We start from the raw sequence: 16306 nt of genomic DNA, 5'->3' as shown, positions 1-16306 counted from the left end.
TCGTCGGCGTGGGGCGGGGCCCCGGCGCGCGCTAGAAGCCGGGCTCGCGGAATTTGGCGCGCCCGGTCTCGGCAGGCGATCGGGAGCGAGGCGGGCTCGCGCTCGCGGCGGGGGTGGAGGACGGCGGCGCCGCGGGCGCGGTGGACGGGGCCGGCTCTGACACGTGCGCGGGCTCCGGGGCGCGCGGCTCGGCGGTGGCGACCCCCGGGCGCGGCTCCACCGTGACGGCCGGCGCCGCGGGCACCGCCACGGGCGGCGCGCCGGGGCCCTCCTCGAGGCCGATCCACAGGAGCGTCGCCGCCCCGAGCAGCGCGCCCGAGGCGACGAGCGCCGCCGCGGTGGCGATCGTCCGGGCGCGGCGGCGCGGGTCCAGGCGCGAGGGGGTGCGCCCCCGCGCCCTGCCCTCCGCGGCGCGCAAGGCGTCCTTGATCAGCGCCGTGCGACGCGACGTGCGCGCGGCGAGCGCGTTGCGGATGTACCCCGTGACCTCGCCAGGGCGGCTGCCGAGGGTGGCGTCCACTGCCTCGAGCGCGTCCGCGAGCTCGGCCATCGTCGCGAAGCGCTCGGCCGGATCCTTGGCCAGCGCGCGCATCACCGCCGCCTCGAGCGCGGGGGGGTACCCGGGGACGAGGGGGCCCGGCGGATCGACCGGCTCGGGCCGCGCGATGCGCGCCATCGTCGCGAGGTCGTGGCTGGCGGCGAACGGGTGCGTGCCCGTCGTCAGCTGATAGAGCACGATCCCGAGCGCGAAGACGTCGGACCGCCGGTCCAGCTGCTCGCTATAGACCTGCTCGGGCGCCATGAAGAGGATCTTGCCCTTCATGTGCCCGGTGTTGGTCGTCGGGTTGTCCACCTGCGCCATGGCCTTGGCCACGCCGAAATCGGCGATTTTGACCGAGCCGTCCCGCGTGATCAGGATGTTGTGCGGCGAGACGTCCCGGTGAACGAGCCCGATCAGCGCGCCGCCGTCGTCCCGTAGCTCGTGGGCCGCATGCAGCCCGCGCGCCGCCTCGATCGCGATCCTCACCGCGACGGGCAGGGGGAGCGGGCTGCCCTGCTTGCGGGTGCTGCCGCCGAGCAGCGCCACGAGCGCGTCGCCGTCGATCCACTCCATCACGAAGTAGAGCACCCCGCTCTGCTCACCTTGATCCAGGATCGCGCACACATTGGGGTGCTTGATCCGGGCGGCGATGCGCGACTCCGTGAGGAACATGCGCTTGCAGCGCGGATCGCTGGAGAGCGCCGGCAGCATCGTCTTGACTGCAACGATCTTGTCGCCCGCCGCCCCGCCGCGCTCTCGGGCCGCCCACACCGTCCCCATTCCGCCCTGCGCGATGGCGATCAGCAGCTCATAGCGGCCGAGAAGCTGGCCTGGCACAAGATCGACGGGCGCTATCACAGCTCGTACCTGCGACTCCTGTGTCGTCGTGAGTCCGACCATGCTGAAGCTCCCACCGACAGTGGGAGAGCGTTCCAGGCGGGTCGTGCAGGAGCGTTCCAGGATCGGACGCCAATCTCAAACAATTTTCCAGTTGTCGAGGATCGGCCGGCGTGAGTACGGTTAGACTGCCTCTATCGCTTGGTGATGGAAGGAGGCGCGGGTGAAGCATCGGATCACCATCGGCGGAGTGGTATTCTTCGCCTTGGTCGGCGTCGGTCCGGCTGCGTTCGCCGAGCCTTCCCCGGAGGACGCCGGCCGCGCGCCGCCGGCCGCGGTCGCGAGCGACACTGCGGCTGTCGTTGCGCCCCACAAGCCGAGCGCCGCGGAGCTCGCGTCCGCGCGGCGCCTCTTCGCGCTCGGCCTCGCCGCGGAGGACAGCGGCCGGTGGGCAGAGGCGCTGGAGACGTACGAGCGCATCCGCAAGATCGTCGTGTCCCCGCCTCTCTGGTATCACCTCGGCGTCTGTCACGAGGCGCTCGGCCACGTCGTCGAGGCGCTCAACGCATTTGAGCTCGCCGCGTCCGGCGCGGCCGCGCGGAACGAGATCGCGCTCGCCAGGGAGTCGCGGGCACGACTGGAGAAGCTTCGCGTGAAGACGTCGCAGATCGTCCTGCAGCTGCCCGAGGACGCGACCGGCGTGCGCGTCGAGATCGACGGTGAGCCGATCCACGCCGCGCTCGTCGGCGCGGCCATCCTCGTGAGCCCCGGGGCGCGGCGGGTCGTGGTGGCGGCCGAGAACTATGCGGCGCGGTTCGAGGCGACGGTGCAGGCCGAGACGGGCGCGGTCGTCGAGCTGCGGGCCGAGCTCGGCCGCAAGCGCTCGCCCGTGGTCCCGCTGTCGAGCGCGCCCGCGCGCCAGGCGCTGCCCAGCGCGCCCGCGCCCGGGCCGCGCATCTCGCCGGTGGTCGTCGTGGGGACGGCGGCCGCGCTCGCCGCCGGCGCCGTGGTCACGGGCGCCCTGGCGTACGACGTGCGGCACAGCTTCCTGAAGAAGAACGAGAACCCTGCCCCGGGCTCGCTGGGCGAGCGGCAGGCGCTGCGCGACCGCGGGCAAGCGCTCGCCGTCACGAGCACGGTGCTCACCGGGGCCGCCGTGATCGCGGGCGGCTTCGCCACCTACCTCTTCTGGCCCTCGTCCTCCTCGCCTGCGGCTCCTCCGGACGCCGCCGGGCGGCGGCCCGCGCCCGCGCCGCGCGCCCCCCGCCCGGCGGCGCTCTCGCCATGGGTCGGCGCGGACGGCGCCGGGGTCGCCGTGCGGGGAGTGCTGTGAGCGGCGCACCTCGCCCCGGAGCGGGCGTCGTCGCGGCGCTCGCCCTCGCCTGCGCCGGCCTCGGCGCGTGCACCTTCATCGCGCCGTTCCCCGACGTCGCGGCGGATCCCGTGCCGGTGGGCGAGGGGGGAGGCGGCGGCGGCGACGGCGGCGGGGCGGGCGGTGGCGGCGAGGTTCAGGAGATCTGCGTCCCCCTCACCGAGGCGGCCTGCTACGCGGGGCCGCAGGGCACGCAGGGCGTCGGCCTCTGCGTCGCCGGCGTCGCCGCGTGCAGCGATGACGGGACGGACGTCGGCGCCTGCGTCGGCCAGGTGCTGCCCGCGTTCGAGAGCTGCGCCACGCCCGAGGACGAGAACTGCGACGGGCGAGCGTGCACGGGCGACCCCGTGCACAGCGTCGCGCTCGGCGGCGCCGGCGCTCAGCAGGGCCTGGGCATCGCCGCCTCCGCCGACGCCGTCGTGGTGGTCGGCTCGGCGTCGGGCAGCACCGATCTCGGCGCGGGCCCGTCGGACGAGCTGGGCGCGCTCGGCGAGCCGGACGCTTTCCTCGTCTCGTTCTCCCGCGACGCCTCCAGGCGCGAGGGGCGGTTCCGGTTCGGCCGCCGCTTCGCGGACAGCGTCGCCCGGGCGGTCGCGCTCGCGCCGGGGGGCGACGTGGTGCTCGCGGGCAGCGCGGCCGGCGACGTCGATTTCGGCGGCGGCGTGCTCGAGGGCGCCGGCCGCCGCGCCGACGTCGTCGTGGCGCGGTTCGACGCGACCGGGGCGCACCAGTTCAGCCGGCGGTTCGGCGACGACGCCACGCAACACGCGGCGGCGGTCGCCGTGGACCAGGCGGGGAACGCCTTCATCACCGGCGAGTTCTCGGGCACGCTCGACTTCGGCGAGGGCCGCCGGGGCGAGCGGTTCACCCTGGAGAGCCACGGCAAGAGCGATGCCTTCCTGGTCAAGCTCGACGCTGCCGGCCACGTCGACTGGGCCAAGCGGTTCGGCGGCCAGGGAGATCAGGCCGGTACCGGCGTCGCCGTCGACGGCGACGGCGACATCGTCGTCGTCGGCTGGTTCAGCCGGGAGGTCGATTTCGGGGGCGAGAGGCCGCTCACCACCGACGCCATGACCAACCTGTTCGTCGCGAAGCTCGACCCCTCGGGCGACCACGTCTGGAGCAGGGCGGCCGACGCGACCAACGCGGCCGAGGCGCTCGGCGTGGCGGTCGATGGAGCGGGCAACATCCTCGTGACCGGCTCGTTCCGGAGAACGATCTCCATCGGCGAGTCGCTGCTCACGAGCAATGGGGACAAGGACGTCTTCCTCATCCGGCTGGACGAGAACGGCGTCCTGCAGTGGTGCGAGGACTTCGGCGACGACGCCGACCAGGAGGGCGCCTCCGTCGCGGTCGATCTCGCGGGCAACATCCTCCTCACCGGCTCCTTCCTGGGGAGCCTCGACATCGGCGAGGAGGCGCACTCGGCCGTGGGCGCCGCCGACGTGTTCGTGGCGAAGCTCGACCCCGCCAGCCATCCGATCTGGTTGCGCTCGTTCGGCGACTCGGGCGAGCAGCGCGGCGCGGCCGTCGCCGTCGATCTGCTCGGCGATGGCTGGGTGACCGGCCGCTTCGACGGCCTCCTCGATCGCGGGGCAGCCACGGCCGCGAGCCAGGGCGCCGGCGACGCGTTCCTCGTGCAGATCGGGCCGTGAGCGCCGCTCGCCGGCGGCTCACTCGCCGGCGAGCGGGTAGATCGGCCGGATGTCGATCGGGATCCCCTCGAGGCCGCCGAGCGCGTGCTGCATCGGCTCCGAGACCTCGCCGTATCTGGCGAGGAGCTCGCCGGCGGCCTGCCTGTCGCCGCGGTGCTGCACCATGCAGAGGTCGCGGACGAGGCGGGTGATGGCGGCCTCGAGCTCCTCGGCGTCGACGGTGAAGCGCCGTGTTGCCGGGTCGAAGCGGGCGGCGCGCTCCTCGAGGAACCGGTTGATCTGGAGCGCGGCCCCCTTGCCGTGCGCCTCGGCCACGCCGAAGCGGGTGCTCCTGAAGAGCCCTGCGAAATAGGAGATGAGGAGCTTTTGCCTGAAATCGGCCGCGAAGTGGCCTCGCTGGATCATGAAGAGGACGTTGTAAGCGCCCATCACGTCGGCCTTGGCCTCCTCCAGCGCGGAGTACGTCGGGCCGAGCGCGATCCGCACCTCGACCCGCTCCCCGCCCACGGTCGTGAACGCAGGGCCGAGGCTGTGCGAGAGCTCGTGGAAGAGCGTCTCGTTGAAGAACGCGTCGGAGGACAGGTGATCGAGCTGCGCCGGGTCGAGGACGCGCTCGGCGATAGGGCGCATGATCAGCTCGAACTTCGTCTCGATGACGTTGCGGAGCAGGACCTTCTTGGCCCCCTTCTCGGCGCGGACGCGCTCGTCGTTCGGCAGGTTGAACGCGATCGTCTGGACCGATTTGCGGGCGTCGCCGGCGCTGAACACGAGGTCGACGACCTGGATGGGGCTCTCGCCGCCCCGCGCGGTCTTCACGTCCTCGGGGACAGGCAGGTTGCGCTCCATCTCCGGGAGGAGCTCCTTGTACTTCGAGAGCTTCCGGGAAGCGTCGGGGTCGCTCACCGTGACGAACGACTCGAACGAGGCCTTGAGGCCGAGGAGCTCGTCCTCGTAGGTCTCGTAAGGGCCGATGGTCACCTCGACGCGGCTGTCGAGGTCCATCCAGTCCTTGTCGGATGCATAGTAGTCGTCGGAGCGGAACGCGGCGGCCCGGGACCTCAGGAACCGCCTTAGGCTCTCGCTCGCGGTGAGCGCCGCGGCCTCCTCGAGGAGCGCGCCGGCGGGGCCGAGCCACGCGGCGTAGGCCTGGCTGTACGGCACGGCGACGAGCCGGCCCTGGTCCCGGCGGATGAGCGTGAACAGGCTCTCGAAGGCCTCCTTGTCGCCCGGGTGCTGCTCGATCCACGCCTTGAGCTCGTCGGCCGAGAGATCTTCCGGGTAGAAGCCGGCGCCGGGAGGATGGGGCCTGTCGATGGCGAAGGGGCGGTGGTGATCCTGCCTGTCCCACGGGCCGCGCATGATGTCGAAGTAGGCGAGCCTGTCCCGCCCCTCCGGGGTGCCGTCCGCGACGAGCTTCTCGCGGAGCTCCGGGTTCCCGGCGTAGGCCTGCCGATCGAACACGGGATCGAGCTGCCGCGAGGCCTCGATGAGCTTGCCGAGCGCTCTCCTCTCCGGCTCGGGCAGAGCGCCGATGTCCGCGGTGAGCCTGGCCGGCGCGAACTGCTTGACCTTCTCGGACAACATCGGGACCTCCTTATCTCGTGAGATGAGCTCCCCGGCTCAGGGGCGGCTCGCTGGGACCGGGTGGGCGTCGCGGTACTCGCGGATTGCCTGGGCTTCGTCGACGGCGTGCTTGAACCCCGTGGCGGCGCGGAAGGCGGCGCCGTCCACGACGACGGGGTACTTGATGTGGGTCAGCGCCGCGCGAGGGAGCTTCGGCAGGCCGAAGCGGCCGAGCGCGTTGCGCAGCACGAACTCGGGGAGGGGCACCGCCACCCGGCCCGCCGCCCGGATGATGAGCGACAGGGGCACAGGCTGCGGGCCAGAGACGTTGTAGACGCCGCGGATGCGCTTCTCGAGGGCGAGGCAGATGGCGGTCACGACGTCCCGCTCGTGCATGAACTGGAACAGCGGGTCGAACCCGAGCACGTACGGGACGCGGGGGCCTCGGAGGAAGCTCGCCAGCGTGCCGTGGCCTGTCGGGCCGAGCGTGTAGCACATGCGGAGAACGGTCGTGCAGAGCTCGGGAGCGCGCCAGAGCGCCGTGCAGGCGTAGAGATCGGCCGCGACGAGGTCGGCGAGCTCGGGGAAGGTGGACACCGCCATCGGAGGATCCTCCTCCGTGTGGTAGAGCGGCGATTCGGGGCCGGCGCCGTAGTAGGTGTGTCGGCCGACGAAGATCACGTGTTCGACCCCGCAGGCGCGGCTGTTGTCGAAGACGACGCGCGTGCCGCCGAGGTTGATCCGATACCGCTCCTCCGTCTGCTCCACGAGGTGCGTCACGGTCGCCATGTGGATGACGGCCTGGGGCCGGGTCTTGCGGAACACGTCCTCCGCGGCGCGCTTCTGCAGATCCACGTTGTGCATCTCGATGCCGGCCGGGGCGGTCGGCCACGGCCGCCGGTCGATGCCGATCACCTCGTGCCCCTCCTCGAGGAGGCGCGTCGCGACCATGCGGCCCAGCGGGCCGGTGATCCCTGGGATGAGGACCCTCATGCGTGCTCCTTCGATGAGGCGGGCCTGGGCGGCGTGGCGCCGCGCCAGTCCACTGCCAGCTTCCCGCGGCGCCGCTTTCGCCCGGCCTCGATGAGCTCGGCGATCCTCGCCTTCACCTGCTCGACGTGGCCCAGGATCACCTCGTCTTCCTCGGCGCCGGTCCCGGCGAACGTCATCGGCTCGCCGTACGTGATCTCCAGCTGGACCGGCAGCGGCGCCGGGATGAGGTACGGGGTGATCGGGATGTACGGCACGCCGAACAGCCGGCCGATCGTGTACGAGTTGGCGATGGTCGGCACCGCCTCGCCGCCGCCGACGAAGCCGAAGGGGATGACGGGCGTCCTCGTCTTCATCGCGAGCCGGACGAACCCCGATCCGAAGTGCACGAGCGAGTTGCGCTCGCTGTAGAGCTTGGCGGTGCCGCGCGCCCCCTCGGGGAACACCATGAGCAACCGCTCGTCCTCGAGGAGGCGGCTCGCGTGCTCGGGGAGGCCGGTGAACTGCCCTGTGCGGCTCGACCAGAGCGAGGTGAAGGGGAGGCGATTGATGAATTTCTCCGCCATCCCCTCGGCCAGACGCGGAGGATCCATGGCGAAGAACATCGACGCGACCACCATCGCCCCGTCGATGGCGACTCCCCCGCAGTGATTGCCGACGAGCATCGCCCGCCCGCGCGCGGGGACGTTCTCCAGGCCCGTCACGCCCACCGAGAAATAATGATGATAGAAGAAGTCCAGGAGGGAGAAGAAGAGACCCAGGTGCTTCCGGGAAATGCCGTACGGATCGACCCCGAAGCTGTTGAAAGGGATCTCCAGCCGCTGGACGCGCTGGGCAATCGAGTCGCTGACGAGCAGAGTCAAGGGTCACCCTCCGGGAGGCTTCGGCGCCCGGAGGGTATGCGCGATCGGGCGAGGAGCACAACCTCCGCCAACCGGCACAAGAGGCAGCCGGCGCGGCGGAGCCATGGACCACGCGCCGCGCGCCGGGCGCGCTCGTCGAGGATCGCTCCTCGAAACATAACGCGCCGCGGCGAACAACCGCCTGTACGTGGAGACCGCGAACGCGCGAGCGCAGTCGACGTATGTCGCGCTCGGAATGCGGCGTTCGCACGCGGAGCTCTACGAGCTCGATTTGGCCTTCGGCTCGTCCTGAGGGGGCCGGCTCTCCTGGTTCGAGCCAGGGGGGACGACCGCGGCCATCGACGGCCAGGAGCCCTTGACGAGGGCTCGCATCGCGGCCGTCTTCAGCGCCACCTCCCCGGGATCGAGGAAGACGCCGAGGGCCTGGCGGATGTGAGGGAGCGTGCGGATGAGATCGGCTGGCGTCATCGCTTCGGGCGGTGACACATCGCTCCGCTCGCAGGCCTCCTGGATGAGCTTTCTGGCGAACGCGGGTGCGAGGCCACAGCACTCGACGACCTGCTCAAAAAGCGAGCGCATGAGCTGGTTCCCCCCGGGGTAACGTCCGACGCGCGGCGCGTCTTTCACTTGGGCGAGCACATACCGCCCTACGACAAGAATAGCCTACCTCCCCTATCGCGCTCGTGAGGCGACCACTGACGTTCTGCTGTCTTCCGTGAGCATGTAGGCGATGCCGCGCGTTCAATGTGCGATAGCGCGACCCGGCGTCGCGCTATCGGCGCCGAGATCGCGGGTGCTCGCGGTCGTCGGGGTGTTGGACGTGTCTCCATGGTCGGAGTGTTGGACGCGGCGGCGAAAAGGATCATGGCTCGGCCCGGGAGGCGCGCTGGATCCATGCGCACGTACCGTCTTGGGCTTTCTCCGCGGTGACGTCGTGCGTCACAGCCCTGTGCGCGTCACAGGCCGGATGGCTTGAAGGGCGTCCGGGAGGACGTCCGCGGAGCGCTCCGCTTCGGCTCTGGCGCCTTTGGCGCGGTCTTCGGCGCCGCGCTCCGAACGGTCGATGAGCGGGTGGCCGGCTTCGCCGTCGGGGCCGTGGATCCGCTGGTCGTGCGCGTGTCGGGCCGGCTCGTCCTCGGCTTGACGGCCGCGGGCGGGGTCGCTCGGGAGACCGGCCGCGGGGCGGGGCTCGTTGCACGGTTGGCGGTGGGGGCAGGGACCTGCGCGGGCCCACCGGGCGCGGAGCCGTGGGTGGACCGGTCAGGGGCGGAGCCCTGGACGGCTCCGCCGGAAATCACGCCCTGAGCGGAGCTGTCGGGAACAGCGCCCCGAGCGGAGCCGCCGGGGACCGGGGACCCGGCCGGTCCGCCGGGACGCCCGGGCGCGGCCGCCTGGACCGGCCCGCTGGCCGCCGCGGCCGCGGGGAAGAAGGACGAGATCCGGGAGACAGAGGCGCTCTCCGCCGTGAAGGGAGCGGCTGGCTCTTGCTGGCCGGCGGCGAGAAAGGCGCCCGCCCCGACCGCGAGCGCGACAGCGCAGGCGCTGGCGAGCACGCGGCGGCGCACGATGTGGTGCCGGCCGCGGGAGACGGCCTCGGAGACGACGGCGCCCAGCCCCGGCGCGCTGCTCTCGGCGCCCGAGTTGTCCTGCGCCGCCCCGACGCTCCGCTGGGTCAGGGGAGCGCGCTGGCTCAGGGGCAGACGATCGCTCAACGGAGAGCGTGGGCTCAGGGGCAGAGGATCGCTCAACGGAGAGCGCTGGCTCAGCGGCGATCGCGCCGACCGGGGCGCCGACGCGGGGCCGCCCCGCGCGCTGAGCGGCGCGGTGAGGCTCTCCGGCGGCCCGCGCAAACCGACCTCCTTGATGAGCGCCTCCACCGCCCGGGGCGACGACACAGCGAGGCCCGGCGTCTGCGTGGCTGCGTCTTCCAGCGCCTCGGCGAACGCCACGGCGGTCGGGAAGCGGTCGTCGGGGTCGGTGCGCAGCGCGCGCAGGCAGATCTGGTCGAGCGCGGCCGGCACCGACGGGACCACCCCGCGCGGACCCGCGGGCGCGCCCTGGAGGATCTGCGCGAGCAGCGCGCCGTCGTTGTCGGCCTTGAACAGGCGCTCCTCCGTGAGCATCTCCCAGAGCACCACGCCGGCCGAGTACACGTCGCTGCGACGGTCGACGTTCGCGGCCCGGATCTGCTCGGGGGCCATGTAGGCGAGCTTGCCCTTGAGCGCGTTGCCCCGCGTCGACATGAGCCGCGTCTCGGCGCGGGCCACGCCGAAGTCGGTGATGCGCGCGATGCCGTCGACGCCGACGAGCACGTTCTGCGGCGAGACGTCGCGGTGCACGAGGTTGAGCGGCTCGCCCTCGCCCCCCGTGAGCTCGTGCGCGGCGTGGAGACCCGCGAGCACGTCGAGGAAGATGCGGAGCACGATCCCGAGCGGGACGGGCCGCTTCGCCCGCGCGCACGTGCGGAGCAAGCTGTGCAGCGACGGACCCTCGATGTACTCCATGACGAGGAACAGCGGGTCCTCGACGAGATCGAACGTCGCGACGACATTGGGGTGGCGGACCCGCGCCGCGAGGCGCGCCTCGTCGAGGAACATCGCGACGAACTCGGGCTCCGCCGCGATGTGCGGGTGCATCATCTTCAGGGCGACGAGGCGCTCGAACCCGCCGGCGCCCAGGGCCCGCCCGAGATACACCGTCGCCATGCCGCCTGACGCGATGGCGCGCAAGCTCTCATAGCGGCCCGCGTGCAAGGTCACGTGACCAGACTACACCATGCGTGATGCGTTCTCCACGACTCCCGCGCCGCTCGCGCGAGCCTCCTCCCACACGGCCGCGAGGAGAACCGGATTCTGTGTCGATGTGAGGTGCCCTGCGACCGAGCGCCGAGCCCAGCGGCTCACGTGACCTGTCTCTCGGCGATCCGGGGCCGCGCGCGGCGCGGGAGCGCGATCAGCTCACGATCGGCAGCCGCCTGGCCGCCCGCCGTGGGCGCGCGCCGCCCTGCTCGCGCTCGCGCAACGCAAGGTCGTGCTCGATGATCGTCAGGGGGTTGTCGTAGGCCGGCAAAGGAAGATCCTGATTCTTCGCATAGACAGGGTGCCTGCCGTGCTTTTTGTACCACTCGGCCACCGTGGCGTTGGCCTTCATCTTCTCGAGGATATTCCGCCACCCAGCCCCGGTGTTGTACGCACAGAAGCTGATCTCGCCGAGCTGTGTTCCGTACGGAATGATGCACATCTCGGTGCGACGGAAGTCGTAATTGAACAGGTCCTGGAACCACATGCCCGCGACGAAAAGGACCCGCCACTCGTACTCGAGGGCGTCGCCCTCGCCGGCGTGCGCGGCGCCCGTCTGGCTCATGAACTGCTTCACGAGCGTCGCGAGGTGGAAGCCGGGCGGCGCGTTCTCCGGCTGGTAATGGCGCAGCAGCGCGGCGACGACCTGCGCCTTCGTGAGGGCGCGGCCGCGCCCCGCGTCGAAGATCGCGCGCAGGTCGGAGAGCAGCCCTTCGACATCGATGAAGTCGAGCAGCGGGACCATCTGCTTCGTCTTCTTGTGGACGAACAGCACGGTCCCGATCCCGCAGTTCGGGTGGCAGCCGCAGTTGATTTGCCCCCAGTCCTTGTCGGGGCCGTCGAGGAGGTCGGTCACGTTGCCGAAGGGGCTGAGCGCCGACAGGGGGAACCAGTCGCGCAGCGGGTCGGTCACGCCGGTCTGACGGGCGATGTCGTGCGCGAGGTGGCTCAGCGTATAGCGCTGCTGCTCGCGCAGGTCGTCGGAGATGTCCTCGTCGCGGCCGGTGAAGCTGACCGGCTGGAAGCTGACGACGGTGATCTTGTCGGCGTTCTGGACCGCAAAGTCGATGATGGGCCCCACCTGATCGTTGTTGACCCCGTTGACGATCGTCACGACCAGGATGACGTCGATCCCGACGGCCGAGAGCTCCTCGATCGCCCGCAGCTTCACGTCGTAGAGGTTCCCGATCTTCCGGTGGCCGTTCGCGGCGTTCGTGACCCCGTCGAACTGCAGGTACGCCATCCGGAGGCCCGCTTCCTTGGCCTTCCTGGCGAAGCCCGGCTCGTCCGCGAAGCGGATCCCGTTCGTCGCGCACTGCACCGCGAAGTACCCCTTCTCGCGCGCGTACCGGATCGCGTCGAGGAAGTGCGGGCTCAGCGTCGGCTCGCCGCCGGAGAACTGGATCGACATCTGGCGGCGCGGGCGCACCGCCGCCGCGTCGTCCAGGATCCGCGTGATCTCCTCCCAGGAGAGCTCATGCACGTAGCCGACCTGATTGGCATCCATGAAGCACGGGTCGCACATCATGTTGCAGCGGTTCGTCAGGTCGACCGTGAGCACCGCGCCGCGACCGTAACGGATGGTGCTCGAACCGTGGTCGTGGATCCTGTCCTTCGTCATCTCGACGTCGCGGCCGCCGAAGAGGCGCTCGATCCGGGCCAGGAACGCCGGGTCGATCGAGATCGTGTCCGAGAAGAAGCCATGCTTCGGGCACGTCTTCTCCATGACCACGCGCCCTTCGCGCGCGACGATGCTGGCGCGGATCTCCCCGGGCTTGTCCGTGATGAGCTTGGTCCAGTCCGCCCTGCCACTCAGGATCTCGGCGCGCGCCTCCTTGACGCAGCGCGGGCACAGGCTGTCCGTCTCGCGAGGCCAGCCGAGCGGGGGCTTCGTGCGCTCGCCGCCCCTCGGGATCGGCTTGTCGCTCCACTTCGGGTGAAACGGCCTGGGCTCGCCGCCGAGGCGGCTCAGTCGCTGCAAGATCGGCCACGCCTTGCCGGCGGAGACCGTGATGGCCTTTTCCAGTATCCGTACCAGGTCGATCAAGCGTCACCTCTCTCACAGCCGCATTTCGCGGCTGCACGGTAGGTCGACCTAGCGCGTGCTTCCATCAAATTCCAGGTTATCACGCGGCGCTGACACGGCTCGGCCTGGGGCGTGACAGCGGGCCGTCGATCGCGGGATAGTGCGGCGCAGCGAATGCGATTCCTCCCTGGAACCCCCCGCGCCCTGGGCCTCGCCGCGGCGCTCGCGGCCACCGCGATGGCGGGCCCGGCGGCGCCTCAGCCGGCTTCGCGGACCGCCCGGGCGCCGCGGGCCGCGGCGGAAGGCGGCAAGGCGCCCGCGGGGGCCGCGGCCGGCGCGACGCCGCTGCGCGGCAGCCTCGGCGTGCCCGTCGGCGAGCGGCTGCTCTCGTCGAGCGACCCGGCGGCGCGGCTCCGCGGCATCGAGCGCCTCGGGGCGATCGGCACCGAGGAGGCGGTGAGCGCGCTGCTCGCCGCGCTCGAGCAGCACGGCGCCCCGGGGGCGCGCGATCCCAGGGCGCGCCTCGCGGCGGTGCGGGCGCTCGCGCCGCACGCGCAGCGGGACAGCGTGCGCCAGCTCCTCGCGCGCGAGCTCTCGGAGAGCGCGCCCGCGCGCGGCGCCGCCTCGCCGCTCGGCGAGGTGCTGCGCGGCACCGCCGCCCTCGCGCTCGCGCGCACGGGCGAGCGGCGCGCGCTCGGCGTGCTCGTGAACGCGATCGTGCAGGGCGGGGCCGCGGGCGAGGCCGCCGCGCGCGCGATCAAGGCGCACCCGCCCGCGTCGCTCCAGCTCCTGCTCGGCAGCCGCAAGCGGCTCGAGCCGGCGCTCGCGAGCTTCCTCGGCGATCTCGGCGATCTCCGGGCGATCGCGGCGCTCCGGCCGATGCTCGAGGGCGGCGACAGGGCGGCGCAGGTGGCCGCGGCGCGCGCCCTCGCGCGCCTCGGCGACGAGGCGGCGCTGGCGAAGGCCCGCGCGTGGCTCCGCAAGCCAGAGCCGGGGCTCTTCGAGCCGACGGCGGAGATCCTCGTGTACCTCGGCGCGCCGGAGGCGGCGGACGCCGTGGCCGCGCTGCTCGGATCCGAGCTCGGGCGGATGGAGGGGCTCAGGCTGGCCGAGCTCGGGCCGGCGGAGCGGCTCGCGCCGGCGCTCGCGCGCGCCCTCCCGCTGCTCCCCGACGACGCGCGGCCCCGCGCGGTCGCGGCGATCGGCCGCGCGGGCGGCGCGGAGGCGGCGCGGCAGCTGCGCCGGGTCCTGAACGAGCGCCCCGAGCTCGCGACGGCGGCCGCGTTCGCGCTGGCGACGATGCCGGGGGCCGAGGCGCGGGCCGCGGTCGCGGAGCTCTTCGATGGCCCGCGCGCCGCGAAGGACGCGGACCTCCGCAGGCTCGGCCTGCGCGCCGGGGTGGTCCGCGGGCTCGTGCTGCGCGACGCGCCCGAGGCGCTCGAGAAGCGGCTGCTCGCCGCGCTCGCCGCGCCGAGCGGGTCGAGCGATCGCGCCGTCGGGGTGTTCGGCGCCGTGGCGCTCGGCCTCCGCGACGCGGTCGATGTCGTCGGCGCCTGCTCCCCGTCCTCCTGCGATCGCGCGGCGGTCCACGCGGCGGCGCGCGGCGCGCTCGCTCGGGGCGAGCGCGCCCTCGCCGCCCTCGCGCCGCTCTTCGCGGCGCTCGCCGCGCCGGGCGCCGGGCCGCCGCCCGGCGACGCGAGCGCCGCGAAGAGCGGCGACGCAGCGCCCGACGCGGCGGCGATCTCCGCCGGCGTCGCGCTGCTCGCGGAGCCCGGGGGCGGGGCGATCGCGACCTCGCGGCTCGCCGCCCTCGCGGAGGCGGGCGGACCGCTGTCGCCGCTCGCCGCCCGCGCGCTCGCGTCCCGCGACGACGAGGTGGTCCGCGGCAGGATCGAGCGGCTGCTCGAGGGGGGCGATCCCGTCGTGCGCGCGCACGTCGCGCTCGGCCTCGGGAGCGACCCCATGCCCGACAGCGTCTCCCTCCTCGCCCGCGCGTACCGCTTCGAGGACGACCCCGCGGTGCGCCGCGCGATCGTCCGCGGCCTGTCCCGGCGCACCGAGGTGCAGCGCAGGCGCGTCCTCGTCGCGGCGCGGGATCTCGATCCTGACGAAGGGGTGCGCGCGCTCGCGCGGGCCGCCCTCTCCGGCGCCGACGCGCGGGCGCTCGATCGGCCCCGCTCCGCGCTGGCGACGGGCGTCGTGTGGGTGGCCATCGTCCCGAACGACCGGAGCGCGTCCGGGAGCGCTTCCTCGCGCCCGGCGCGGCTCGTCCGGCCGGATGGGCTGGCGGTCCCCGTCGTCGCCGATCCCGACGGCGTGCTCCTCGTGCCGGCGGTGCCGCCCGGCGTGAGCGCCGTCCTGCTTGCGCCGGCCGCACCCCCGGGGGACGCTGGCTCATGACGACGATGAGCAACGCGACGGACGAGGGCGCGGGCGTGGAATCACGCGCCGAATCACGCGCCGAATCGAGCGCGGAGCCCGGCGCCGCCGGGGCGCCGGCGAAGGGCGAGGCCGACCGCGCTCCGCGGAGCGGCGACGCGGGCGCCGGCGCGATGTCGTTCGAGGAGTCGACGCGCCGCCTCGCGAAGATCGTCGCGGAGCTCGAGGGCGGCGACCTGCCGCTCGAGCGCGCGCTCTCGCTCTTCGAGGAGGGCATCCGCCTCTCGCGGTCGGCGCAGGAGCGCCTCGATCGCGCGGAGAAGCGCGTCGAGGAGCTGCTCGGGCTGGACGCCGACGGGCGCCCGGTGACGCGCGAGTTCGAGAGCTGAGCGGAAGAAGGGCGACATGAGGACGGCGGCGGCGCTGATCATCGGCAACGAGCTGCTCAGCGGGAAGATCGCTGACGAGAACCTGGTCGTGCTCGCGGGCACCCTGCGCGCGCTCGGCGTCAGGCTGGAGCGGGCGGTCATGGTGCTCGACGAGCTCGAGGTGATCGCCGCCGAGGTGCGGGCGCTCGCGGCGTCGCACGACTGGGTCTTCACGAGCGGCGGCGTGGGCCCGACGCACGACGACCTGACGATCGCGGGCGTCGCGCGCGCGTTCGGCGTGCCGGTGGTCAGCGCGCCCAACATCGAGAGCCTCCTGCGCGATTACTACGGCGATCGGCTCACCGAGGGGCACCTGCTCATGGCCCGCATCCCGGAGGGCGCGCGGCTCGTGACCGGCGGCAGCGCCGCGTGGCCCGGCGTGGTGATGCGCAACGTGTGGATGCTGCCCGGCGTGCCGCAGATCTTCCGGGCGAAGCAGGCGCTCATCCAGGCGGAGCTCTCCGGCGGGGCGCCGTTCGTCTCGCTCGCGGTGTTCACGACCCTCGACGAGGGGCAGCTCAAGCCGATGCTCGACCGCGTGGTCGAGGCCCACCGCGACGTCGACATCGGCTCTTATCCGAGGTGGTCCGGCGTCGAGTACCGCACGAAGCTCACGTTCGACGGCCTCGTCGAGGCGAGGGTGCGCGCGGCGCGCGACGCCTTCGCCGAGAGCCTCCCCGCGGAGACGATCGTCCGCGTCGAGTGACGCGCGCGTCTCCGTTCGCGCTCCTGGCGAGGGCGCGACGGCGTGAGGGCCTGGCGGCCGCCACCCTCCGCCGCCGCTCCGCCGCCTCGCCGGCGCGCGCGCCCCCGCGGCGCCCCGGGCCGGCAGGCCGGCCCGCCGCGTGCTTGTC

12 protein-coding genes are annotated in these 16306 nt (G+C 73.0%); 5 read left to right on the top strand and 7 right to left on the bottom strand.

The genetic code is table 11. From position 1 onward, the window contains the following. Positions 1-31: 31 nt before the first annotated feature. Positions 32-1378, bottom strand: a complete 1347-nt coding sequence (locus WMF27_RS32110; RefSeq protein ID WP_437765054.1) for a serine/threonine-protein kinase — start codon at positions 1376-1378, stop codon at positions 32-34. Positions 1379-1601: 223 nt separating this feature from the next. Between WMF27_RS32110 and WMF27_RS32105 the strand changes: the two genes are divergently transcribed. Further along, positions 1602-2711, top strand: a complete 1110-nt coding sequence (locus WMF27_RS32105) for a hypothetical protein (RefSeq protein WP_437765055.1) — start codon at positions 1602-1604, stop codon at positions 2709-2711. Further along, the gene (locus WMF27_RS32100) at positions 2708-4405 is read left to right on the top strand and encodes a hypothetical protein (RefSeq protein WP_437765056.1); all 1698 of its coding nucleotides are present in this window, start codon (positions 2708-2710) and stop codon (positions 4403-4405) included. The genes WMF27_RS32105 and WMF27_RS32100 overlap by 4 nt, the downstream gene beginning before the upstream one ends. 18 nt (positions 4406-4423) lie before the next feature. Here the strand turns inward: WMF27_RS32100 and WMF27_RS32095 are convergent, their stop codons facing one another. The 6 genes from WMF27_RS32095 to WMF27_RS32070 all read right to left on the bottom strand — a co-directional run bounded on the left by WMF27_RS32095 (position 4424) and on the right by WMF27_RS32070 (position 12666). After that, a complete protein-coding gene (locus WMF27_RS32095; protein WP_437765057.1) occupies positions 4424-5989 on the bottom strand; it encodes a dipeptidyl-peptidase 3 family protein in 1566 nt (521 codons plus the stop codon). A 36-nt stretch (positions 5990-6025) separates the two neighbouring features. Then, positions 6026-6961, bottom strand: a complete 936-nt coding sequence (locus tag WMF27_RS32090) for an SDR family oxidoreductase (protein ID WP_437765058.1) — start codon at positions 6959-6961, stop codon at positions 6026-6028. Further along, complete coding sequence (locus WMF27_RS32085; RefSeq protein WP_437765059.1) at positions 6958-7821, bottom strand: lysophospholipid acyltransferase family protein; 864 nt, start codon at positions 7819-7821, stop codon at positions 6958-6960. The genes WMF27_RS32090 and WMF27_RS32085 overlap by 4 nt, the downstream gene beginning before the upstream one ends. A 258-nt stretch (positions 7822-8079) precedes the next feature. Next, the gene (locus WMF27_RS32080) at positions 8080-8400 is read right to left on the bottom strand and encodes a hypothetical protein (RefSeq protein WP_437765060.1); all 321 of its coding nucleotides are present in this window, start codon (positions 8398-8400) and stop codon (positions 8080-8082) included. 377 nt (positions 8401-8777) lie between these two features. Then, complete coding sequence (locus tag WMF27_RS32075; RefSeq protein WP_437765061.1) at positions 8778-10580, bottom strand: protein kinase domain-containing protein; 1803 nt, start codon at positions 10578-10580, stop codon at positions 8778-8780. Between the two features lie 193 nt (positions 10581-10773). Continuing rightward, on the bottom strand, positions 10774-12666 hold the full coding sequence (locus tag WMF27_RS32070; protein WP_437765062.1) for a radical SAM protein: 1893 nt from the start codon (positions 12664-12666) through the stop codon (positions 10774-10776). A gap of 153 nt (positions 12667-12819) precedes the next feature. Here WMF27_RS32070 and WMF27_RS32065 point away from each other — a divergent pair, with 153 nt between their 5' ends. Genes WMF27_RS32065 through WMF27_RS32055 form a run of 3 tightly spaced genes read left to right on the top strand, consistent with a single transcriptional unit; the run spans position 12820 to position 16158 of the window. Then, positions 12820-15045, top strand: coding sequence for a HEAT repeat domain-containing protein (locus WMF27_RS32065; RefSeq protein ID WP_437765063.1), 2226 nt, complete (start codon positions 12820-12822; stop codon positions 15043-15045). 5 nt (positions 15046-15050) lie between these two features. Beyond that, positions 15051-15413 (top strand): exodeoxyribonuclease VII small subunit, encoded by a 363-nt coding sequence (xseB, locus tag WMF27_RS32060; RefSeq protein WP_437943233.1) that lies wholly within the window; start codon positions 15051-15053, stop codon positions 15411-15413. 16 nt (positions 15414-15429) lie between these two features. Continuing rightward, the gene (locus WMF27_RS32055) at positions 15430-16158 is read left to right on the top strand and encodes a competence/damage-inducible protein A (RefSeq protein WP_437294310.1); all 729 of its coding nucleotides are present in this window, start codon (positions 15430-15432) and stop codon (positions 16156-16158) included. Positions 16159-16306 lie beyond the last annotated feature (148 nt).

This window comes from Sorangium sp. So ce281, from assembly GCF_051527395.1.
Classification (GTDB): domain Bacteria; phylum Myxococcota_A; class Polyangia; order Polyangiales; family Polyangiaceae; genus Sorangium; species Sorangium cellulosum_B.
Note: the sequence above shows the minus strand (reverse complement) of the source record. Positions and strands in the feature narration are given on the sequence as shown.